The organism is uncultured Mediterranea sp. (genome assembly GCF_902493215.1).
Taxonomy (GTDB): domain Bacteria; phylum Bacteroidota; class Bacteroidia; order Bacteroidales; family Bacteroidaceae; genus Bacteroides.
Genome location: NZ_CABUOL010000025.1, coordinates 21,578 through 44,905, shown reverse-complemented (window position 1 = coordinate 44,905; position 23,328 = coordinate 21,578). Strand labels below are relative to the sequence as shown.

19 protein-coding genes and 1 tRNA gene are annotated in these 23,328 nt (G+C 47.9%); 17 read left to right on the top strand and 3 right to left on the bottom strand.

Annotated elements, in window-relative coordinates; all coding sequences use genetic code 11:
* Window positions 1–157 precede the first annotated feature (157 nt).
* The 5 genes from RDO88_RS12265 (at window position 158) to buk (ending at window position 6,940) form a co-directional block, all read left to right on the top strand.
* Window positions 158–1,576: a hypothetical protein gene (locus tag RDO88_RS12265; RefSeq protein ID WP_307759644.1), complete on the top strand. Its 1,419-nt coding sequence runs from the start codon at window positions 158–160 to the stop codon at window positions 1,574–1,576.
* Window positions 1,577–1,626: 50 nt separating this feature from the next.
* Complete coding sequence (locus tag RDO88_RS12260) at window positions 1,627–2,946, top strand: hypothetical protein (RefSeq protein WP_307759643.1); 1,320 nt, start codon at window positions 1,627–1,629, stop codon at window positions 2,944–2,946.
* 49 nt (window positions 2,947–2,995) lie between these two features.
* Window positions 2,996–4,372, top strand: a complete 1,377-nt coding sequence (locus RDO88_RS12255) for a zinc-dependent metalloproteinase lipoprotein (protein ID WP_307759642.1) — start codon at window positions 2,996–2,998, stop codon at window positions 4,370–4,372.
* Between the two features lie 510 nt (window positions 4,373–4,882).
* Window positions 4,883–5,809, top strand: a complete 927-nt coding sequence (locus RDO88_RS12250; protein WP_307759641.1) for a phosphate acyltransferase — start codon at window positions 4,883–4,885, stop codon at window positions 5,807–5,809.
* A 48-nt stretch (window positions 5,810–5,857) separates the two neighbouring features.
* Entirely contained in the window at window positions 5,858–6,940 is a 1,083-nt protein-coding gene (gene buk, locus RDO88_RS12245) for a butyrate kinase (protein WP_307759640.1), read from the top strand.
* 123 nt (window positions 6,941–7,063) lie between these two features.
* Here buk and RDO88_RS12240 read toward each other — a convergent pair whose 3' ends face one another.
* Window positions 7,064–7,762 carry a response regulator gene (locus RDO88_RS12240; RefSeq protein ID WP_307759639.1) on the bottom strand — a complete coding sequence of 233 codons (699 nt, stop codon included), beginning with the start codon at window positions 7,760–7,762 and terminating at the stop codon, window positions 7,064–7,066.
* 142 nt (window positions 7,763–7,904) lie between these two features.
* Window positions 7,905–10,076 carry a polyribonucleotide nucleotidyltransferase gene (gene pnp / locus RDO88_RS12235; protein ID WP_307759638.1) on the bottom strand — a complete coding sequence of 724 codons (2,172 nt, stop codon included), beginning with the start codon at window positions 10,074–10,076 and terminating at the stop codon, window positions 7,905–7,907.
* A gap of 204 nt (window positions 10,077–10,280) precedes the next feature.
* On the opposite strand from pnp, the gene RDO88_RS12230 reads away from it, so the two are divergent.
* From RDO88_RS12230 to RDO88_RS12220, 3 genes are all read left to right on the top strand, one after another.
* The gene (locus RDO88_RS12230; protein WP_307759637.1) at window positions 10,281–11,435 is read left to right on the top strand and encodes a thioredoxin-like domain-containing protein; all 1,155 of its coding nucleotides are present in this window, start codon (window positions 10,281–10,283) and stop codon (window positions 11,433–11,435) included.
* Between the two features lie 199 nt (window positions 11,436–11,634).
* Complete coding sequence (gene greA, locus RDO88_RS12225) at window positions 11,635–12,099, top strand: transcription elongation factor GreA (protein ID WP_307759636.1); 465 nt, start codon at window positions 11,635–11,637, stop codon at window positions 12,097–12,099.
* Window positions 12,100–12,153: 54 nt separating this feature from the next.
* Complete coding sequence (locus RDO88_RS12220) at window positions 12,154–12,546, top strand: HIT domain-containing protein (protein WP_307759635.1); 393 nt, start codon at window positions 12,154–12,156, stop codon at window positions 12,544–12,546.
* 92 nt (window positions 12,547–12,638) lie between these two features.
* On the opposite strand, the gene RDO88_RS12215 is transcribed toward RDO88_RS12220, so the two are convergent.
* Window positions 12,639–13,724, bottom strand: coding sequence for a sugar phosphate nucleotidyltransferase (locus RDO88_RS12215; RefSeq protein WP_307759634.1), 1,086 nt, complete (start codon window positions 13,722–13,724; stop codon window positions 12,639–12,641).
* Window positions 13,725–13,883: 159 nt separating this feature from the next.
* Between RDO88_RS12215 and RDO88_RS12210 the strand changes: the two genes are divergently transcribed.
* The 9 genes from RDO88_RS12210 to RDO88_RS12170 all read left to right on the top strand — a co-directional run bounded on the left by RDO88_RS12210 (window position 13,884) and on the right by RDO88_RS12170 (window position 23,298).
* A tRNA-Leu gene (locus tag RDO88_RS12210) sits at window positions 13,884–13,967 on the top strand.
* Window positions 13,968–14,095: 128 nt separating this feature from the next.
* Window positions 14,096–14,665 carry a cyclic nucleotide-binding domain-containing protein gene (locus tag RDO88_RS12205; protein WP_307759633.1) on the top strand — a complete coding sequence of 190 codons (570 nt, stop codon included), beginning with the start codon at window positions 14,096–14,098 and terminating at the stop codon, window positions 14,663–14,665.
* A gap of 73 nt (window positions 14,666–14,738) precedes the next feature.
* Entirely contained in the window at window positions 14,739–15,878 is a 1,140-nt protein-coding gene (locus RDO88_RS12200) for an acyltransferase family protein (protein ID WP_307759632.1), read from the top strand.
* On the top strand, window positions 15,863–16,981 hold the full coding sequence (locus RDO88_RS12195) for a DUF418 domain-containing protein (RefSeq protein ID WP_307759631.1): 1,119 nt from the start codon (window positions 15,863–15,865) through the stop codon (window positions 16,979–16,981). The genes RDO88_RS12200 and RDO88_RS12195 overlap by 16 nt, the downstream gene beginning before the upstream one ends.
* A gap of 320 nt (window positions 16,982–17,301) precedes the next feature.
* Window positions 17,302–17,934, top strand: coding sequence for a hypothetical protein (locus RDO88_RS12190; RefSeq protein ID WP_307759630.1), 633 nt, complete (start codon window positions 17,302–17,304; stop codon window positions 17,932–17,934).
* A gap of 30 nt (window positions 17,935–17,964) precedes the next feature.
* Window positions 17,965–20,199 (top strand): GH92 family glycosyl hydrolase, encoded by a 2,235-nt coding sequence (locus RDO88_RS12185; RefSeq protein ID WP_307759629.1) that lies wholly within the window; start codon window positions 17,965–17,967, stop codon window positions 20,197–20,199.
* 47 nt (window positions 20,200–20,246) lie between these two features.
* On the top strand, window positions 20,247–22,436 hold the full coding sequence (locus RDO88_RS12180) for a family 20 glycosylhydrolase (RefSeq protein ID WP_307759628.1): 2,190 nt from the start codon (window positions 20,247–20,249) through the stop codon (window positions 22,434–22,436).
* A 6-nt stretch (window positions 22,437–22,442) separates the two neighbouring features.
* Entirely contained in the window at window positions 22,443–23,003 is a 561-nt protein-coding gene (locus RDO88_RS12175; RefSeq protein ID WP_307759627.1) for a cob(I)yrinic acid a,c-diamide adenosyltransferase, read from the top strand.
* A 73-nt stretch (window positions 23,004–23,076) separates the two neighbouring features.
* Window positions 23,077–23,298 carry a DUF2795 domain-containing protein gene (locus RDO88_RS12170; protein ID WP_002558131.1) on the top strand — a complete coding sequence of 74 codons (222 nt, stop codon included), beginning with the start codon at window positions 23,077–23,079 and terminating at the stop codon, window positions 23,296–23,298.
* Window positions 23,299–23,328: the final 30 nt, after the last annotated feature.

Below are 23,328 nucleotides of genomic sequence, written 5' to 3'. Positions count from 1 at the left end.
CTATGGTGCAAATTGCCGCCATAAAATTATTTTTGAATAAATTTTAAACAGCTTCAAAATAGATTATCAGGAACTTGCTGGAACAGAATTTGAGGTAAAGCAAGCCGCATGTGAGTTTTCCCATACATCCGAGTTGACGAAATTTAGTGGATATTGGATGGAAAGTTATGCTGGAGCAGCCGACTATTATAGTATTACTTTTTCGGATAAAGGATGGGATGAAAACGGTGTTTGGCTGCCGGGTGGAATTTATTATAATTTATTGATATTGGATGAGCAGCCTGTAGATCCTTATCAACCTATATTGCGTCCGGGAACTTATGTTTTATCTGATAATGGTGCAGTAGGAGTGTTGGACATGGCTGGTTCAAAATATACAAAAAATGGAGCAGAACTTTCAGATCGGGTAGAGCATTACTTCAAATCGGGGTATGTGGTTGTGGAAGAAACGAATGGCGCATATAAGATTACAGCCAAACTGACTGATGATATAGGGGAAACACACATGGTGTCTTATACCGGTAGCGTCGTGTTACAGGGGCTGGTGAAAATGCCATCGATAGAAAGCGATTTGAACCTTGTTCCCAATGCAGCCTTTGCGCAATATGGACGGGGGGATAAGGAGAAGATGCACTGTGAACTGCGGTTCTCCAAACAAGAAATTTCAGATATAGGTATCCCTGTTGACAGAATACAGTTGGTGACCGAGATTTTTTTGAAATATGACAAGGACGGTCGGCTTACTCCTGGGATATATCCGTTTACGGAACCTAATGAATCGGGATTGATAGACGGTGAGGTAGGTACAATCTTTCCGGGAATACCTTCGTCTTTTACCTCAGATCCAACTATGGTACGAGGTACATATGTAAAAATGTTCAATGAAACAGGCCAGTGTGATCGTATAGCTCTGTTGAATAAGGGGACATTAACTATAGAAGAACAAGGTGAAGGTTATCGCATTACTTGTGATTTTACAACCGAGGATGGCTTGTACAAAGTAACGATGCAATATGAAGGCTTGTTGACTATACCTTCTGTGCCTGGACGATTCTCTACTTTAACAGGCGATTATACGCTGGATTTGTCTAATGCTGTAGGCACAGGCACTTATTTTGGAGATGTTTATGGTAACGGAAGCACAGCGTATTCTATCAATCTTAATCCGAGAGATGGGCAAACCGGTGACGGATTCATGGTAGAATTTGTAAGTAAGTCGTTTGCCTATTTCAATGAACCGATACCTGATGGAACTTTTGCTGCTGCTCCGGAGGATAAGACTGCAATGCCGGGACAGTTTACACAAGGTAGGTTAGATTTATCTAACGGGCAATTACTCGGAACAGTTTATGTGGGCGGTTATGCTGGTCCAGGCATGGTAGGTAAGGTGGCTCCTGCTACAAGCGGAAGCTTTAATATCAGATATTTGGGTGAAGGAATTTATATAATGGATTTCAAATTTTTGGATGACAGAGGACATACGTGGAATGGTAGTTGGCAAGGGAAGATATCTTTGTCGGATGCTGCTATGAATATCTTTCCCGTACAGTCTAATCTTTTTAAGATAACAAAATAACTATCGTTTTACACGGCTGGGAAATACCCCGGTCACATTGACAGATTATTATGAAAACAATTCTTAATACTTTATATTGTGCATTGGTTGCTTTTATTTTTGTAGGTTGTTCGGAAGATAAGGATAAGGAAGGGATGACTTTCAATCCTGATGATCAGGAATTGACAATAGTACAGGGAGAAGCCACCTCTACCACCTTTTCTTTTGATGTTCAGGTTAAAGATACTGATATACCTTACCTTTGTTTGTATGTAGACAAGAGTACAATAGACAGAGTACCTAAGGGAGAACTTCCTGATTACCTGATGAATGAGCTTAAAATGCAAGCTGAGAAGAAAGGTTTGAAGTTTCAAGACTATGTAGCTTCTCTTGCCATTACCGGTAATCTGACTGGCAAGGTGATAGACGGGTTACTTCCCGGACAAATTTATGAATTGGTTGCTTTTGCTGTGTCGGGTACCAGAATAGCCAATAAGGCTGAATACCTTTTCTTCGAGACTCCTGTCGTAGATGCTGTAGACTGTACATTTGATGTAAAAGCTAATGTTGCCCCCTATCCTATAGAACTGATTGTTGCGCCAACAAACAAGGATGTGGATTTTTACTTTAATTTGATGAAGAAATCCGATTTTGATGCTTATGTGGAAGGTGGGTATACAGTGGACGATATTATTGGTGCACTTTTTCAAAATGACTTCAGTACTGCAATGGCCCAGGTCGCTCCTGATGGGCAATTGTCGGCTGAAGGGCTTGAGGAACTGCAAAGAATCTTGTTCCGTAAAGGGGAAACAACTTATCGGGTAGTTGGACTTGTGCCCGAAACTGAATATGTGTGGATGGCTGTTGCCTTTAAGGTAGCCGAGATAGATAATGCGTTTCATATAACCATGGCATCGGTCGTCAGTTCGGGGAGTTTTATTTCTGCTCCGAAACCCGGTAACGGCATGGAGTTTGATATTGAAGCCAGGAGTGTACAATCTGGCACTATACAGTTGAACATTACTCCGAGTATGCAGGACGAAAGCTATCTTTGGTATTATGAGGCTATTTCTGAAGAAAACAATACTCTTACGGGGCAGGAATTGGCTGCTGGTTTCATGAATGAGCGTCAGGATGAGTTGGATGTTATAAAAGTGTCAGGAAGCCAGGAAATAAATATCGAAGGTCTACGGCCGGAAACTGACTATTATGTGCTGGCATGGGGATATGATGGGAATGTCGTTACTACTTTGCCCTGTATGTATGAATTCAGAATAGATGCTGACGGTATCTTGGCAGGTAATGTAAGTAAGGCTCTGCCATTTGTGGATAATTCATTCACAATAGTTCCGGTAACTAAATTGAATACAGTTTTTCTTGTGAGAAAATAAGACTGAAAAAGTCTGGATAATAATAAATTCAAATAAAATGATTGTTAAGATGAAAATATATGCAAAACTTCTATCATTTCTGATTTGCGCCTTGCTGGTTGCTGCTTGTGATGACGATAATAACCAAACGAATCCAGTTGTGACTTTGCAGCAAAATGAAATTAATAACATCCCTTATCAGGGAAAAACCTATGAAATAGCCTTGGACACAGAGGCTGATTGGACTGCTGTTGGAAAGAATGATTGGTGTAAAGTGCTTACATCAAAGGGGTATGGAAGCCGTGCTCTAGTATTTCAGGTTGAGGCGAACTTGGGTGATGCAAGGGAAGGTGAAATTATTGTGTACGCAGAGGAACAGGAATTTGTCATTACTTTGCAGCAGGATGCTAATAATACGACAGGTGAGTTCAAATACCAGATACCTGTTATTTTCCATGTTATCTATAATGATGCTGAGGACCTGGCGCAAAATCCTGCCGCAACAGATATTTATGCCATGTTGGATGAAGTGAATAGAATTTATAAAAATGCAGGTCCGGGAAGTGTGGATCTTAATATGGAATTCACCTTGGCAGAATACGATCCTCAAGGAAATAAGCTGGAAGAAAAAGGCATAGAACGTATTTATTGGCCACAAAAAACACTTGATCCCACAGAAGTGATGGAAGACAGAACTGGAAAATATAAACATTTCATTTGGGAACCGAATGACTATGTGAATATTCTGCTTTATCCTTTTTCCGAGTCGAATATTTTGGGCGTGTCGACTTTCCCTTATAATCCAAAGGGGGATACGGAGCATAAGATAGAAGGACTACAGGAAGCCCCGGTAGGGACTACGTTGGAAAATTTGAACTACGTACATGGTATTTCGGTTAATAGCAGTTATATGGTTGGGAAAGAAGATATTTTGGCCAAATTTGTGAAGGATGCGGAGATGAAAGAATTGATGAATAAGCAAACGAAACTTTATATCACACTGGCACATGAATTAGGGCATTACTTCGGGCTGAGACATACATTTAGTGAAGTAATGGGCGATTGGTGGGCCGATACAGACCATTGTACGGATACGGGAAGTTATGTCCGTATGGGAACAAACGGTTATGAGGCTAAATTGAACGGGCTGATTGGAGAATTTATGGAGAATCCTTCAAAAGCCGATAATTTTGATTGGACTTCTCTGTTCTTGCGTGATGGTGATCAGATGTTTGGAGAATATGAGGCTCATAATATAATGGACTACATGTATTGTTATTTGGATCAGTTCACTGCGCAGCAACGAGACAGAGTACGATTTGTTCTGGAATATAGTCCTTTAATTCCGGGTCCTAAGAAAAACCATTCTACAATAACGCGTAGTCAAACTGGCATTATAGAACTTCCTGTTATACAATCCACGGGGCATGCTCCTTTAGGCTACTAATTTGATATTTGTTGACTGTTTTATCGGTATTTCCAGTAGTGCTTGACGATGCGTGATATTGTACCTTTGTAATGAAAATCTAAAAGTACTCATATCCTAAGAGTATCTGGGAATATTATATGAGGATAAAGATGCTAGAAGAGAGTTCCTGAAAAGTGTAATAGCTTTAAAGGAACTTTCTTCTTATTATTTTATTGTACGAATGTGCTGTCAATTCTGTTTTTTTATGACGGTTCTGAATAGTTCGTCTTTTTTCTTAGTCATTGCTCGTTTTCGTACGAGTTCCATTCAATGTGCGGATGGGTATGGCTCCTCCCTGCCTAGTATTCACAATCTGCCATCGGAAGAAAATTCTGTGTTCATCTGTGTGGTCTGTGATCGGTCCTGGTGTAAATTCTGAGGCCAAAAAGATACGCTGTTGTCAAAATGTTATTAAACGGACGTAAAAATCGAGTGTCGGATGCTGTATTTTTCGACATTTTTTCGGATATTTGCTAAAAATCTAACGGTATGAAACCTATACGCAACTTTAACCAACTGACGGAACACCTGAAGACACTGAACCGCAGGAAACGCATTGCTGTGGTCTGCGCCAACGATCCCAATACCGAGTATGCCATTGCAAGGGCCCTGGAAGAGGGCATTGCTGAGTTTCTGATGATTGGCAATTCGTCTATCCTTGAGAAATATCCTTCGCTGAAGCAATATCCCGACTATGTCCGTACCATTCACATCGAGGACCCCGATGAGGCGGCCCGCGAGGCGGTGCGCATCGTGCGTGAGGGTGGTGCCGACATTCTGATGAAGGGCATCATCAACACCGACAACCTGCTCCGTGCCATCCTCGACAAGGAGCACGGCCTGTTGCCGAAGGGCAAGGTGCTGACTCATTTGGCCGTGATGCAGATACCGACTTACGACAAGCTGCTGTTTTTCTCCGATGCTGCCGTCATCCCGAGGCCCACGCTGCAGCAGCGCATCGAGATGATCTGGTATGCCATCCGTACCTGCCGACACTTCGGCATCGAGCAACCCCGTATCGCCCTGATACACTGCACGGAGAAGGTCAGTGCCAAGTTTCCTCATTCGTTGGACTATGTGAATATCGTCGAGCTGGCCGAGGCGGGCGAGTTCGGCAACGTCATCATCGACGGCCCGCTGGACGTGAAGACCTCGTGTGAGAAGACCAGCGGCGACATCAAGGGCATCGTGTCGCCCATCAATGGCGAGGCCGACGTGCTCATCTTCCCCAACATCGAATCGGGAAACGCCTTCTACAAGGCCGTCTCCCTCTTCTCGCATGCCGATATGGCGGGGTTGCTGCAAGGTCCCGTCTGCCCCGTGGTGCTGCCTTCGCGTAGTGACAGCGGGCTGTCCAAGTATTACAGCATAGCTATGGCCTGTCTTACCAGCAATGGGCAAGATACCATTGAATGACAGGAAAAGAGCAGTTTGACCGTTAACCATTAAGCATTAACCATTCTCATGAAGATATTAGTCATCAACCCCGGCTCCACATCGACCAAGATGGCCGTTTTCGAGGACGAAAAGCCTGTATTTGTCAAGACGCTGCGCCACTCTGTAGACGAGCTGGTACACTATCCACGTGTCATCGACCAGTTTGAGTTCCGCAAGAATCTGGTGCTTGCTGAGTTGGAGCACGAAGGTATTCCCTTTGTCTTCGATGCCATCATCGGACGGGGGGGGCTGCTGAAACCCATTCCCGGTGGTGTCTACGAGGTGAACGATGCCATGATCAATGACTGCATGCACGCCATGCGTACCCATGCCTGTAATCTGGGTTGCCTGATAGCCTCCGAGCTGGCCCATGCCCTGCCCGGTTGCCGGGCATTCATAGCCGACCCCGGTGTGGTGGACGAACTGGACGAGGTGGCCCGCGTCACGGGTTCGCCCCTCATGCCCCGCATCACCATTTGGCATGCGCTGAACCAGCGTGCCATTGCCCGCCGCTATGCTGCCGAACGGACGGCGGAACAACCCGACAGCCCCGTGCGTTACGAAGACTTGAACCTGATTGTCTGCCACCTGGGCGGCGGTATCTCTGTAGCTGCTCATCGCAAAGGCCGTTGTGTGGACGTGAACAATGCCCTCGACGGCGAAGGGCCCTTCTCACCCGAACGGGCGGGTACTCTGCCTGCGGGCGACCTCATCGACCTCTGCTTCTCCGGCAAGTTCTCGCAGAGCGAACTGAAAAAACGCATCTCGGGCCATGCGGGCCTGGCGGCCCATCTGGGCACGACCGACGTGCAGGCCGTGATGAAGCGTATCGAGGAGGGCGACGAGCATGCCCGGCTGGTGCTGGATGCCATGATTTATCAGATAGCCAAGAGTGTGGGTGCAGCGGCGGTTGTGCTCTACGGAAAGGTGGATGCTATTCTGTTGACGGGCGGCATCGCCTATTCGGATTACATCACCTCGCGTCTCAAGGAGCGTGTGTCCTTCCTGGCACCCGTCCGCGTCTATCCCGGCGAAGACGAGCTGGAAGCCCTGGCCCTGAATGCGCTGGGCGCATTGCGGGGCGAGCTGGAGGTGCAGGTGTATCAATAGGAGGAATTTCCCCAGCTTAAAGCGTCTGTTTGCCCAGCTTAAGTGAACCGTTTAAGCTGGGCAAACGGGTTGTTTGGGCTGGGCAAATGAATGGTTTGCGCAGGGTAAACAGATTGTTCCTTTTCATTTCGTTACCAACATCAGCCCTACGCCGCGGACGGTCTTGATTTCGATGTCGGCGTCAGCCTCGAAGAGCTTGCGCAGCTTGGATACGAAGACGTCGAGGCTGCGCGAGGCGAAATAATCATCTTCCGTGTTCCAGCAGCGGCTCAGAATGGCTTCGCGGCGTACGGTTTCGTTCTTGTTCTGAGCCAGGATGTGCAGGAGCTTGGCCTCGGTGACGGTCAACGTCTGGCTCCGGCCGGTGCGGTCGTCGCGCAGGGTGTTGTGTTCGGTGTCCAGCGTGTAGGAGCCAAACTGGCAGAAGCCGGTCTCCGTGCGCATGTGTGTACCCTGCGTCATCTTCAGGATGGCATGTATGTGGGCATCCAGTTCGTCGGCGATGAAGGGCTTCTTCACGTAGTTGTTTACCCCCAGCTGGTAACCGTACCTCACGTCCTTGGGCGAGGTGAGGGCCGAAGCGAACAAGATGGGTGTGTCGGCATCGGTTTCGCGAATGCGGCGCACCATCTCAAAGCCGTCCATCACAGGCATATCGATGTCGCTGATGATGATGTCGGGCTTGAACGAGGCCCATACCTTCAGGCCTTCTTCGCCGTTGGCAGCCGTCTGTACATCGTAGCCGCCGATGATGTCTTCCAGTCCGCACTGCACCACGTAGCGCAGGTTGGGGTCATCTTCTACCAGGAGTAGCTTGATCATGGTTATTGTCTGTTTTTGCGCAAAGATATGGATTTTACAGCTAATAAAGTCATGTTTACATCTTAATTATAAAAAGAAGAGGGTGCTCCGCCGTGGCGGGCACCCTCTCTCGATTCGGGTTATAGAAAAAGATTTCTATCCGTTAGTTATTGGATTTCTTTTCTCTTCTGGGTCTTTCGGGCTTTTCCGTGTAACCTTCGGGTTTCGGGATGAGCACCTTGTGAGACAGCTTGAACTTACCTGTCTTCGGGTCGATGTCCAGCAGCTTCACTTCAATCTCGTCGCCTTCCTTGAGTCCGGCTTCCTCGACTGTCTCGAGGCGCTTCCAGTCGATTTCAGAGATGTGGAGCAGACCGTCCTTACCCGGCAGGAATTCAACGAACGCACCGTAAGGCATGATGGAACGGATTTTGCCTTTGTAGACTTCGCCTACTTCGGGTACGGCTACGATGGCCTTGATCATGCGGATAGCATCGTCGATGCTCTGCTTGTTGGTACCGGCAATCTCGATTTTGCCCACGTTGTCTTCTTCTTCGATGGTGATGGTAGCACCCGTCTCTTCCTGCATACCCTGGATGATCTTTCCGCCCGGGCCGATGACAGCACCGATGAACTCCTTCGGGATGGTCATGGTCTCGATGCGCGGAGCGTGCGGCTTCAGTTCGGGACGCGGCTCGGCGATGCACTCGGTCAGTTTGCCCAAGATGTATTCACGGCCTTCCTTGGCTTGCAGCAGGGCCTTCTCCAGAATGTCGTAGGACAGACCGTCTACCTTGATATCCATCTGAGTAGCGGTAATACCGTTCTTCGTACCTGTTACCTTGAAGTCCATGTCGCCCAGGTGGTCTTCATCACCGAGGATGTCGGAGAGAACGGCATATTTCTCTTCGCCCGGATTCTTGATGAGGCCCATGGCGATACCCGATACAGGGTTCTTGATCTTCACACCGGCATCCATCAGGGCCAGCGTACCGGCGCATACGGTAGCCATAGAAGAAGAACCGTTGGATTCGAGGATATCGGAAACAACACGTACTACGTACGGATAGTCTTCAGGAATCTGTCCCTTCAGTGCGCGCCATGCCAGGTGGCCGTGGCCGATTTCACGACGGCCTACACCGCGCTGTGCCTTGGCTTCGCCCGTAGAGAACGGGGGGAAGTTGTAGTGCAGCAGGAAGCGTTCTTTGCCGTGTGTCAGCACGTCGTCGATAATCTTTTCGTCGAGCTTCGTACCCAGTGTGGCAGTAGACAATGACTGCGTTTCGCCACGGGTGAAGATAGCCGAACCGTGAGGGCCGGGCAGCGGGCTTACTTCGCACCAGATGGGGCGGATTTCCGTTGTCTTGCGGCCGTCCAGACGTTTGCCTTCGTCAAGGATACAGCGGCGCATGGCTTCTTTCTCCACGTCGTGGTAATAGCGGTCGATGAGCGGAGCTTTTTCTTCCAGTTCTTCTTCAGTGAACTGGGCCTTGAACTCGTCGCAGATGGCGGTGAAGGCTTCTTCGCGTTCATGCTTGTTGCGGTTGCCGCTGGCGGCAATGGCGTAAGCCTTGTCGTAGCAGGCATCGTGTACGGCCTTGCGCAGGTCTTCGTCGTTCACTTCGTGGCAGTATTCGCGCTTTACGGTGGAACCTACCTCTTCGGCCAGTTCCATCTGGGCCTTGCACTGCGGTTTGATAGCCTCGTGGGCAGCCTTCAGGGCGGCCAGCAGGTCTTGCTCGGATACTTCCTTCATTTCGCCTTCCACCATCATGATGTTTTCGTAGGTAGCACCTACCATGAGGTCCATGTCGGCCTGCTCAAGCTGTTCGAAGGTGGGGTTGATGACGAATTCTCCGTTGATGCGCGCTACGCGTACCTCAGAGATGGGGCCGTTGAACGGAATATCCGATACGGCCAGTGCGGCAGAAGCGGCCAGTCCGGCCAGTGCGTCGGGCATGTCTACGCCGTCGGCCGAGAAAAGTATAATGTTCACATATACTTCTGCGTGGAAATTGTCGGGGAAAAGGGGGCGGAGAGCACGGTCAACCAGGCGGCAAGTCAGAATTTCGTAGTCCGACGCGCGTCCTTCACGCTTGGTGAAGCCGCCGGGGAAACGTCCGAATGCGGAGAATTTTTCTTTGTACTCTACCTGAAGCGGCATGAAATCTGTTCCGGGAACTGCGTCTTTTGCGGCACAAACAGTAGCCAGCAGCATGGTGTTGCCCATGCGGAGCATTACAGAACCGTCTGCCTGTTTTGCCAGCTTTCCCGTTTCGAGCGTGATGGTTCTGCCATCAGGAAGCTCGATCGTCTTAACAATTGGGTTAATCATAAAAAAACTTTTATATCTATTTTCTTTCAAAATTCGCGCAAAGATAATGATTTTATTCACTTAACGCGGTGGAAATGAGTATAAAAGTTCGTATTTCTACTTTTTTTTAAGGTTTTGGAGCGGAAGATGGGGCAAAAATGCTTTGACTAACCGTGAAAAGGAGTATATTTGCACGTTGATTTAGAAAATAAACACACTGACTATATGAAGAAATTATTCGTGTTGGCACTCGTAGCCGTTGCGCTGGGTGCCTGTGATTCTGAACCTAAATTCAAAGTGGAAGGCGAAGTGAAGGACGCCGACGGTAAAATGCTCTATCTGGAGGCTTCGGCTCTCGAGGGAATTGTGCCGCTCGACTCGGTGAAGCTGAACGCAGGCGGTGCCTTCAGCTTCAAGGAGAACCGGCCGGCCTCGCCTGAATTCTACCGTCTGCGGTTGGAGGACAAGGTCATCAACTTCTCCATCGACTCTACAGAGACTGTAAGCTTCTGGGCTGCCTATTCCGATTTCGCTACAGGCTATACGGTGGAGGGTTCGGCCAACTGTGAGAAAATCAAGGAACTGTCGCTCAAACAGCTGGAGCTGCAAAACAAGGTCGACGGCCTCTATCAGTCCATGCAGAACCATACGCTGGGCGTGGATGTCTTTCAGGATAGCCTGGCTGCGCTGATGAAGAGCTACAAGGACGAGGTGAAGGTAAGTTATATCTTTGCGGCTCCCAATACGGCGGCTGCCTATTTCGCCCTGTTCCAGAAGGTGAACGGTTATCTGATTTTCGATCCGCTCAACAGCCGCGATGACATCAAGTGCTTTGCTGCTGTGGCCACGAGTCTGAACAACTACTATCCGCATGCCGACCGCTCGAAGAACCTGTACAACATAGCCCTCAAGGGTATGAAGAACACGCGTACTCCTCAGCAGAAGACATTGGAACTGCCCGAACAGGTGCAGGTTACAGAAACGGGTGTGATAGACATCAACCTGCGCGACATGAAGGGCAATGCCCACAAACTGACCGATCTCAAGGGTAAGGTGGTGATTGTAGACTTTACGGTCTATCAGAGTGCCGTCTCGGCCAGCCACAACTATATGTTGAACGAACTGTACACCAAATATGCTTCCCGCGGTCTTGAAATCTATCAGGTATCGCTCGATGCCGACGAACATTACTGGAAGACTACGGCCGACAACCTGCCCTGGATTTGCGTGCGTGATGCCAACGGTGTCTATTCGTCCGTGGCTGCCACTTACAATGTACAGAAGCTGCCTTCGCTGTTCCTGGTGAACCGGAACAACGAATTGAGTGCCCGTGGCGAGACTATCAAGGATTTGGACGCCGCCATACAGAAGTTGTTGTAATTTGTTATAAAGAAGGAGTTACTCCATTAAATATGTTACAAAACAGCGGCGGGTACTTGACACATATTGTTTAAAGTACTATCTTTGCCCGTGAAATATTGGAAGAGGGTTCCAACATGGCTGACATGTTGGAATTCTTTTTTGTTTTATAATACCATATAAAAACAAATATAAATTAAGAAATTAAGGAGGAAAAAGTATGGCTTATATGTCAGAAGAAGGCTACAACAAGTTGTTGGCCGATTTGAAAGAGTTGGAGACGGTGGAGCGTCCGAAAGTGGTGGCTGCCATTGCCGAAGCGCGCGACAAGGGTGACCTGTCCGAGAATGCCGAGTATGATGCTGCCAAAGAGGCACAGGGATTGCTCGAGATGAAAATCAGTAAGCTGAAAGCCGTTATTGCTGATGCCAAAATCATCGACGAGTCCAAGCTGAAGACTGACTCTGTACAGATTCTGAACAAGGTTGAACTGAAGAACGTGAAGAACGGCATGAAGATGACCTATACCATCGTGTCTGAAAGTGAAGCCAATCTGAAGGAAGGAAAGATTTCGGTCAATACCCCCATTGCACAAGGTCTTCTTGGCAAGAAGGTGGGCGAGAAGGCACAGATCAAGGTGCCGCAGGGCATGATTGAGCTCGAGATTTTGAACATATCATTTTAAACGGTAAGGCAGGCCATGTATGTGGCTTGCCTTGTTTTTTAATACATTATCGTTATGGCAACCATATTCAGTAGAATTGTAGCGGGTGAGATTCCCAGTTACAAAGTGGCGGAGGATGAACGTTTCTTCGCATTTTTGGATATCAATCCGTTGGTGAAAGGACATACGCTGGTCATCCCCAAGCGCGAGGTGGACTATATCTTCGACTTGGACGACGAGGAGCTGGCCGCCATGCATGTCTTCGCCAAGAAGGTGGCGCTGGCTATCGGCAAGGCGTTCCCCTGCAAGAAGGTAGGTATGGCCGTGCTTGGCCTGGAAGTGCCCCATGCCCATATCCATCTCATCCCCATGCAGAGCGAGAAGGACATGCTTTTCTCCAATCCCAAGCTGAAGCTGACGGATGAAGAGTTTCAGGCAGTGGCTCAGGCCATACGTGCAGCATTCTGACAATTTCCTCTACAAGATAGTGCAACAGAAAGGGGCGGTCCGTCAAGGCCGCCCCTTTCCCATATCCGTGTGTCGTTCCGGAGAATCGTGTGTCAGATGTATTCTTCGCCCATCTTGATCTGGGCATCATTTACATACTTGCGGATGGCATGTTCTTCGTCTTTCTTGCAGATCAGTAGGACGTTGTCCGACTCGGCGATGAGGTAGCCTTCCAGCCCTTCTACCACGGCCAGCTTGTTTCCGGGCAGGGTGATGATGTTGTTCCGGCTGTTGTACAGCAGGGACTGGCATTTCAGTGTTACGTTGTCGTTCTCGTCCTTGGGGGAGAGGTCGTAAAGCGAGCCCCAAGTGCCGAGGTCCGACCATCCGAAATCGCCCAGCGAGACATAGACGTTGTCGGCCTTCTCCATGATGCCGAAGTCAATGGATACGTTGGGGCATGCGGGGAAATTCTCGTCTATGAATCGTTTCTCGTCCGGCGTGCCATAGATATCCTTGCCCGGTTCTAACTTTGAGGCCAGTTCGGGCAGCAGGTCTTCGCCTGCCTTGATAATGGTATTGACGTTCCACATGAACAGACCGGAGTTCCAATAGAATTCGCCGCTTTCCACGAATACTTTGGCCAGTTCCAGCTCGGGCTTTTCGGTGAAAGTCTTCACTTTGTAGAAGTTGTCTCCGGCCGTTTCGGCTATCTGGATGTATCCGTAACCGGTCTCGGGGCGGTTGGGCTTTATTCCAAGAGTTAGCAGTTTGTTTTCGCCGGCCACGAAAGCCAGGCCTTTCTCGATGGCGGTCAGAAATTCATTTTCTTTCAGAATCAGATGGTCCGACGGCGCCACTACGATGTTGGCATTAGGGTTGATGGCCCGTATGTGGTAGGATGCCCATGCGATGCAGGGTGCTGTGTTTCGCCGTGCCGGTTCCAGAAGAATCTGTTCGGCTTTCAGTTCGGGCAGCTGTTGTTGTACGAGGTCGGCATAAAGGGCGTTGGTGACAACGATGATATTCTCGGTCGGTATGATTTTTTTGAATCGGTCGAACGTCTGTTGGAGCAGCGAACGTCCCGTTCCGAAGAAGTCGAGGAACTGCTTGGGTAGTGTCTTGCGGCTGAACGGCCAGAAGCGGCTGCCGATTCCTCCACCCATGATGACGCAAAAGTTGTCTTTGTTTATTGCCATGATTGAAGTTGTTAAAAGTTTCCGCTAATGTACACTATATTTTAGAAACAACGAAGATTTGCAGGATGTTTTCTGTTTTTTCTTGTTTTTTTTCGAGAAAGTATTGCAGGTAAAGAAAAAACTCGTATCTTTGCACCGCAATTGAGAAATCAATGCGATGCCCAGATGGCGGAATCGGTAGACGCGCTGGTCTCAAACACCAGTGGATTCACTTCCATCCCGGTTCGACCCCGGGTCTGGGTACAGGTTAAAGGTTGGATATTTGAATATCAAATATTCGGCCTTTTTTCTTTATAATCCCTTCCCTTAATCTTAGAGGTGGGGGATGCTGTTCAATCGGGTCTGTATGAAATATACCAATTATTGTTTTTATGGATATCTCAAATATCACCAAGTCTATCAAATTGTATTATCCGGTTTCCGATGAATCCATCGGTCAGCTTGTCAAGCATTTCACAGTTCATCATTTCCCAGCCAAACATCTGATTATAAGAGGCGGTATTATTGATAGGAATGTTTACTTTATAGAAAGAGGGGTAACCCGTTCTTATTGCCTGGTGGATGGAGATGAACATACTACCTGGTTCTCTAAAGAGGGTGATATTACGTTCGGCCTGTTATGTTTATATCATAATAAGGCTGGTTTTGAATATGTTGAAACCGTTGAACCGACATTGGCATATTCAATTCCCATAAATGAGTTGAACAAACTGTATGAGACCAATATTGAAATTGCCAATTGGGGGCGGGTAATCCATCAAGAGTGCTTGCTCTCGTTGCAATGCGTAAGAATAGACAATCTCACCATGACGGCCAAAGAAAGGTACAATGCTCTTCTGAAGAGATTTCCTGACATATGCCAGCGGGTTAATTTAGGATATATAGCTTCTTTTCTTGGCATATCAATCTCTACTCTAAGCAGAATCAGAGCCGGGAAGTAGCAAAGGAAAATCGGTTTTTGACCTATGTCAAAAACCGAGTCCTGTATAGTGGCTACTTTTGTGTCAAAAAAGCATGAAAGAACCATTGATTGAAAAAGATGACAAGCGGATTGTATGGCTTGATTTTGTAAAGTTTGTTGCTATCTTTATGATGATAGCGGTACATTGTACCGATAATGTAACCCCAGCGGAACGTTCTGAGCCTTGGTATAATCTTTGGGGTAGTTTTTACGGCTCGTTTATGCGGCCTGCCATACCTTTGTTTGTTATGGTGACAGGCGCGTTGCTTTTGCCTGTCCGCCAGAGTATCTCTGCATTTTATACGAAACGTCTGACAAGACTTGTTGTCCCCTTTATTATATGGTCTGTCGTTTATAACCTTTTTCCATGGCTGACCGGGGTATTGGGGCTTCCGCCTACAGTCATTAATGATTTTTTTGCTTGGGCAGAACCGGACCAATCTTTTTCTGGAGCTTTGCATAACATTCTGATGATTCCTTTCAACTTCTCGATGTTGGCTGTGCAGATGTGGTATGTTTACCTTCTTATAGGCTTGTATCTCTATATGCCCATTTTCTCGGCATGGGTCAGACAGGCATCGATCAAGGAACAGCGTGTATTCCTTGCCCTGTGGTTTATATCGCTTTTCATTCCTTATCTGAGGGAATATTTGACGAAGGACCTTTGGGGAACATGTTCCTGGAATGAATTCGGTCTTTTGTATTATTTTGCCGGATTCAACGGGTATCTGTTGTTGGGCTATTATATTATGAACAATAACATGAATGTCACTTGGGGCAGGCTGGCGGTGTTTGGTATCCCTTCGTTTGTCATTGGCTATTGTGTTACGTTTTGGGGCTTTAAGTCCATTACGGCAGTTCCTGGCCAGCCTGTAGAACTGGTTGAACTGTTCTTTACTTATTGTTCTCCCAATGTGTTGATGATGACGCTTCCTATTTTTCTTGCTATCAGGAAATTCAGGTTCGATTCTTTGGCAATCAGGCGTTTTTCCACCAGCATCTCTATCTGTACTTTTGGCATCTGGATGTCTCACTACCTTTTCCTTGGGCCTTGCTATATGCTTGTAGAATCTTTGCCCCTACATACCATGGTGAAAATGATGGTATGTACCGTGTTGTTATTGTCGGTAACCTGGGGATTTGTCTATGTGGTCAGAAAATCCGGTAAGGTAGGCAGATGGATAATGGGGTAACGGAAAATGGACGTATCGATGCTGTTGATGCGTTACGTGGTTTTGCCATTTCAGCCATACTCATCATACATTCGTCCAATCATTTTCTGTATCCGGGCATGCCGGACTGTTCACCTGAATGGTTGTTGCATGTGGATGAGGGGCTGAAATCGTTTCTGTATTTCATTTTTGATGGTAAGGCTTATTCTGTCTTTGCCTTGCTTTTCGGTTTTACCTATGCGCTGCAGTTGGACAAAAGGCTGGCCGAAGGTAAGGATATGAAGTACAGGATGGTCTGGAGGATGTTTCTGTTGGCTCTGTTCGGTTTTCTCAATGCGGCATTCTTTGCCGGAGGTGATCCGTTGATTTTCTATGCCTTATGCATGATTCCTGTCATCTGTCTGAGGCATGCTCGGAATAAAGTTCTCTTTGGAGTGGGGCTTTTCTTTTTGGCTCAACCTTTGGAGTGGATTAATTGCATTTTTCATCTGTTTGATGATAGCTATGGTGTTTTTTATGAACGTGTAGGAGATACACTGAAATCTGGTACTTTCGTGGAAATGCTGAAGGCGAATGTGACGGATGGTGTGAAAGGTTGTTTGCTTTGGGCATTGCAGACAGGGAGGTTGTCTCAGACGTTGGGACTTTTCTGTATCGGAATGTTGGCTTACCGTACCGGTTACTTCAGAAGGAATGTTTCTTTTTATAAGAGGCTTACTGTTTCTTTTCTGGTATTATCGGCGTGGCTGTATACATTATTGATGGTTGTAGGCAATACTCCATTGAGGCTATATTATAATCTTTCTTTTTCAGCATGTTTGGTCAACCTGCTGCTTTGGGGGTACTATAAGAGTCAAACGGTATCTGCTTGGAAATGTATGAGGGTGTATGGGAGAATGAGCCTGACCAACTTTATAGGTCAAAGTTTAATCTGTACTTTCCTGTTTTATCCATGGGGACTGCACTGGGGGATATTTGCCGGTACTTCCATAAGTGTGGCACTTTCCATTGTGGTATGGATAGTACAGGTACTTTTCAGTTTTGTTTGGCTCCGTTATCATAAACAGGGACCATTGGAATATTTGTGGCACAAATGGACTTGGATCGGAAGGAAGGACTTTTAAGGAAACCACTGGTTTCATTCAATGATACCGATGGTTTCTTTAAATGAAACCGATGGTTTCAATGGAAGAAACAAGTTTGGAACTTATGGTTTCGTTGCAAAGACAACTCTTGAAACTTTTTCCTGCCCGTCTCATGCAGTGCTTCCTGGCCCTCTGATGCAGTGCTTCGTTACCCGCTGACGCAGCACTGCATGACACCCTGACGCAGCACTGCGTGACAACGTCAGGAAGCACTTCGTCGGGTCGGATGTAAAATATTTCTTCCGACCGATGGATTTTGGGCAGATTCTTTTATCTTTGCAGGCATTAAACTGTCAGGAATGAATCGGATATCTTTACTGTGCAAGCATCCTTTTGTGTGGTTGGCCCGTTTCCGCCATCGGCGCGGCTATGGTGTCCACTCACCGTTTGCCTTTCATCTGATTACGGGGGTCATTTACGAGACTGCACCTTATTATAAATATTCTTCTCTGTTGGAGGAGGAGAAACGCCTGGCTGTGCAGCGGCCCAAAGGCTGGCGGAGCGAACCGCTCAAGGTGAAGCGGCTGCTCTTCCGTCTGGTCAACTATGCCCGGCCGGAGACCGTGGTCGATGCCGGACGTCTGTCGGCCTCGGGCCTTTACCTGAAGGCCGGCAGGGAGGGGGCGGTCTATACACATGCCGCAGAGCTGGATGAATTGTTTCTGGAGGCTGGTGTGCCGGTAGACTTCCTGTATTTGCACGACTGGCGTCGCCCTGACTTTGTGGAGGAGGTGTTCCGCTTGTGCGTGGGGCGTACGCGCGGCTGTTCGGTATTCGTCATCGAAGGTATCCGCTACACCCGGACCATGCGGCGCTTGTGGGAGGCGATGAAACAGGACGAACGTTGCGGCGTCACGTTTGATTTGTACGATCTGGGCATCATCTTCTTCGACCGGACGAAATTCAAACAGCATTATCTGGTGAATTTCTGAAACTTGTTGGAAACTTAAAACAACTGATATATGAAAAAAAGAATTCTTATCTGTCTGGGCTCACTTCTTGCAGCCGTCAGCCTGTTCAGCCAGGAGCCGGTTGATTACGTGAATCCTTTTATCGGTACGACCAATTACGGTACGTGCAATCCGGGAGCCATCTGCCCCAATGGCCTGATGTCTGTCGTTCCCTTCAATGTCATGGGTTCGTCGGACAACAAGTATGACAAGGACGCCCGGTGGTGGTCCACGCCCTACGAACACAACAACTGCTTCTTTACCGGCTTCTCGCATGTGAACCTCAGCGGAGTGGGATGTCCCGATATGGGCTCTCTGCTGCTGATGCCCACTACCGGCAAGCTCGATGTGGACCTGCGGAACTACGGGAGCCGTTACAAGGACGAGACGGCCAGTCCGGGCTATTACAGCCTTTTCCTGACGAAATACAACATCAAGGCAGAAGTTACCGCTACCCTCCGGAGCGGCCTTGCACGCTTCACTTTCCCCGAGGGCGAGAGTCACATCCTGCTCAATCTGGGTGAAGGGCTTACGAACGAAAGCGGTGCCTTTCTGCGCAAGGTGAGCAATACCGAGGTAGAGGGCATGAAGCTTTTGGGTACGTTCTGCTACAATCCGCAGGCCGTATTCCCTATCTATTTCGTGATGAGAGTCAGCAAGGCCCCCAAGGCTTGCGGCTACTGGAAGAAGCAGCGCGAAATGCAAGGCCCCGAAGCCGACTGGGACATACATAGCGGCAAGTACAAACTCTACACGAAGTATAACAAGGAGCTGGCCGGAGACGACATTGGTGCCTGGTTCTCGTTCGATACAGCCGGGAATGAAGAAGTCGAAGTGGCTGTGGGTGTATCTTTCGTAAGCATTGAGAATGCCCGCAAGAATCTGGAGAAGGAACAGGGCGGACGTCATTTTGCCCAAATCCATCAGGAGGCACGCGACCTGTGGAACAGCCATCTGGGACGAATCAAGGTGGAGGGCGGTACCGAAGACCAGAAAACCGTCTTCTATACGGGGCTGTATCATGCTTTTATCCATCCCAGTATTCTTCAGGATGTGAACGGCCAGTATCCGGCCATGGAGACGGGTGAGATACGGACTGCCCAAGGCAACCGTTATACCGTCTATTCGCTGTGGGATACGTACCGCAACCTGCACCAGCTGATGACACTGGTCTATCCGGAGAAACAAATCGAGATGGTGAGGACCATGGTCGATATGTACAAAGAGCACGGCTGGCTGCCCAAGTGGGAGCTTTACGGTCGGGAAACGCTGACGATGGAGGGAGACCCCAGTCTGCCGGTCATCGTAGATACCTGGAAGAAAGGGCTGAAGGATTTCGATATAGAGACGGCCTACGAAGCCATGTACAAGTCGGCCACTACGCCGGGGGCGCAGAACCTGATGCGTCCCGATATAGACGATTATATCAGCAAGGGATATGTTCCGCTGATGGAGCAGTACGACAATTCGGTATCTCATGCACTGGAGTACTACATTGCCGACTACTCCCTCTATACACTGGCCAAGGAATTGGGCAAGAAAGACGATGCGGATCTGTTCTATAAACGCTCTATGGGGTACAAGAACTATTATTGCAAAGAGTTCGGTACACTGCGCCCCATCCTGCCGGACGGTGAGTTCTACTCACCCTTTGACCCGAAACAGGGCGAGAACTTTGAACCCAGTCCCGGCTTCCACGAAGGTAACGCCTGGAACTACACCTTCTTCGTGCCGCACGACATCAAAGGACTGGCCAAACTTATGGGCGGACCGAAAAAGTTTGTGGACAAGCTCCAGATGGTATTCGACAAGGGCTACTACGACCCGGCCAACGAACCCGACATTGCTTATCCCTACCTGTTCAGTTACTTCAAGGGAGAGGAATGGCGCACGCAGAAGCTGGTAAAGGAATTGCTGGCCAAGCACTTTACAAATACGCCGGGTGGCATTCCGGGCAATGACGACGTGGGTACCATGTCGGCATGGGCTCTGTTCAGCATGATGGGGTTCTATCCGGATTGTCCGGGTGTGCCGGAATATACCCTGACGACTCCTACCTTCGATAAGGTTACCATCACACTCAATCCCGACTTCTACAGCCAGAAGGAACTGGTTATTGAAGTGGTCAATAAGGAGTCGGACTCCGACTACATCAAACGGGTGGAGATGGGTGGAAAGAAATGCGGCTTCCGTATCAATCACAATGATTTGATGGAGGCGGGCAAACTGACTTTCTATAAGAAATGAGTGTGACAGATTTCCATGTATATATATAACGTGTTCAAATAACAACCATGAAAAAAATTCTTTTATTTGCTTTGTTGGCATGGTGCTTAGGTACCGCAGATGCCGGGAATGTGTCCATTATCCCCCAGCCGGTCAGTGTGGTGGAGAAAAGTGGGCAATTCAAGTTGGAGAGAGATATGGTCCTTTCGTATGAGAAAGGGCTGGAACAGTATGCAGAATACCTGCAGGGTATTATCAGCCGGTCTACCGGATGGGACTTGAAGCTTGTTGCGGATAAGAAGAAAGCTGATATCGTCCTCAAGACTTCCCCCGCAGAGATTACGCATAAGGAGGGGTATCGGCTGGATGTGAGTCGGTCGGGTGTTACGGTTTGCGGTGCTGATGAGGCAGGAGTCTTCTATGGCATCCAGTCGTTGCTACAGCTGTTTCCGGCTCAGATATACAGTGAGAAGAGATGTAAGGACATTGAATGGACAGCTCCTGCCGTCTCGGTTTATGATGCTCCGGAAAGACCGTGGCGAGGAATGATGCTCGATGTGGCAAGATATTTCTACGACAAGGAGTTTGTGAAGAAGTACATAGACTTGATGGCTATGTACAAGATGAACAAGCTTCAGTTTCATATGATTGATGATTCCGGGTGGCGACTGGAAATCAAGAAATATCCCCGCCTCACTGAAGTGGGGGCATGGGCTGGTCCGGACCATAACCGTTTGGGAGGATACTATACCCAGGAAGATATAAAGGAAATTATCGCTTACGGCAAGTTTCGCAATGTGGAGATTATCCCCGAAATAGAGTTTCCGGCACACATGCTGTCGGCCGTTGTGGCTTATCCCTGGCTGTCTTGTACGGAGCAGCAGCATGAAGTTCCGGTACAGCATTTTATCAGCCGCGACCTTCTGTGTGTGGGGAAGGAAAGTTCATACAAGTTTCTGGAGGATGTTCTGGAAGAGACCGTGAACTTGTTCCCGTCGCAATATATTAATATAGGTGGCGATGAGGCTGTATATTCCCGTTGGCAGGAATGCCCGAAATGTCAGGCCGTGATGAAGAGAGAAGGGCTGAAGGAGGCCTCCGAGCTTCAGGGTTACCTTACCAATGTTGTTTCGGACATGATGAAAAAGAAAAACCGTACGGTCGTGGGATGGGAAGAGATTATTCAGAGGGGTAAAATCAACAATCCTGTTGTGGCTGTCTTCTGGCATAATGTGAAAGATACAATTCAGGCTACCCGAACCGGGCACAAGGCGATTTTGACGCCGGCCACCCACATGTATCTGGACTTCCCTGAAAGCAAGACGCCCGGTGAGATTAAAGCTGCTACCTGGATGCCGCCTATTTCTCTGGAGAAATGTTACTCTATGGAAATCAATGATTATTCGGAAGAATCGACGGTACTCGGCGTACAGGGGTGTTTTTGGAGTGACCAGTTCATTCATGGTACCGTACTTCAGGAATTGCCGTTACTCAACGAAAACCGTTCCGAGAATTATGCTGAATATCTCACTTTCCCCCGATTGATAGCTATTTCGGAGGTGGCTTGGAGTAAATTGGCAAACAGAAACTATAGCGATTTTTCAAAACGTATAAGTTCCCATTACCGGAAACTGGACTACAAAGACTGCCATTATAGAGTACCGGAACCGGAAATTGTCAATATGGACAAGAATGTAGATGGAACCGTTACATTCACCTTGAAGTCGAATGTGGAGGGTGCGAAGATTCTTTATCGTACGGACGGCCACTATCCTCATATCCATTCGGCAGAATACAACGCGCCGGTTACGGTCAAGAGCAAGGATGACTTCAGGGCTATGACGGTTGTGAATGACAGACATTTCTCATTGCCCCTCTATTTCGCTCCTGACTATTCTGCGTATGCGGTTTATGGAAACTTTGTATATAAGTGGGACCCGATGAAGATTCAGAAACAGCCTTCTACCATGAGATTTGAATGTACCGGTAAAATATCGGGGAATGGGAAGTATACTCTTACATTTGTTCATACAGGAGGAAGGGATGCCATGAAGATGGGTGCATTGAAAGTCTTCAAGCGGGATGAACTGGTTGCGGAGGTTTCCAATGAAGGAATAATAAATGCTGCCGGCAATAATTTGTCTTATACATTTGTTATTGATACGTTCGAGGCCGGTACTCCTTTCTTCGTAGAGGTCGAAGCCTATGGAGACAAGGGCAATGATATAAACGGTCTGGTATTTATTAAAAAACAATGATTGTTTATGGCAAAAAGTATGATATACACCCGCACGGGTGATGGTGGACAGACATCGCTGGTAGGAGGTACGCGTGTATCCAAAACGCATGTCCGCCTGGAGGCGTATGGTACGGTGGACGAACTGAACTCTTTTCTGGGTTTGCTGGTTACACGTCTTGAGGCAGAAGACCGGACTTTTGTCCAGTGGATACAGAATGAATTGTTTGTGGTAGGCAGTTACCTGGCTACCGACAGTGAAAAAACAGAACTTCGTGCGGCAAGTATCGTCACTCCCGAACAAGTTGCAAAAATAGAAGCGGAGATAGATCGGTTGGATGCTCTCGTGCCTCTTCTAAAGGCCTTTGTATTGCCGGGAGGCGATGAAGGAGCGGCTCTCTGCCATGTCTGCCGGACCGTTTGCCGGCGGGCTGAGCGCCGCATTCTTTCGTTGGCCGAAGAGGCTCCCGTTTCGGCCGAACTGCTGGCTTTTATCAACCGCTTGTCAGATTATTTGTTCGTTTTGTCCCGTAAAATCAATCTGGACAATAAAAAAGACGAAATATTTTGGCAGAATAGTTGCAAGTGAATTTTTTTGTTATACATTTGCCGGAAAATAGAAAAAGAACATTTGTTTACAACCATTTTAACGCGTAAAAACTATGTATTGGACATTGGAACTGGCGTCTAAGTTGGAAGATGCCCCTTGGCCGGCAACTAAGGATGAATTGATCGATTATGCCATGCGTTCGGGTGCTCCGCTTGAGGTGATAGAGAATCTTCAGGAAATGGAAGATGAGGGCGAGATATATGAAAGCATTGAGGATATTTGGCCTGATTATCCTAGCAAGGAAGATTTCTTCTTCAACGAAGAGGAGTATTAATGTGCGTAGAAACAAAGGAAAAGCCTGTTG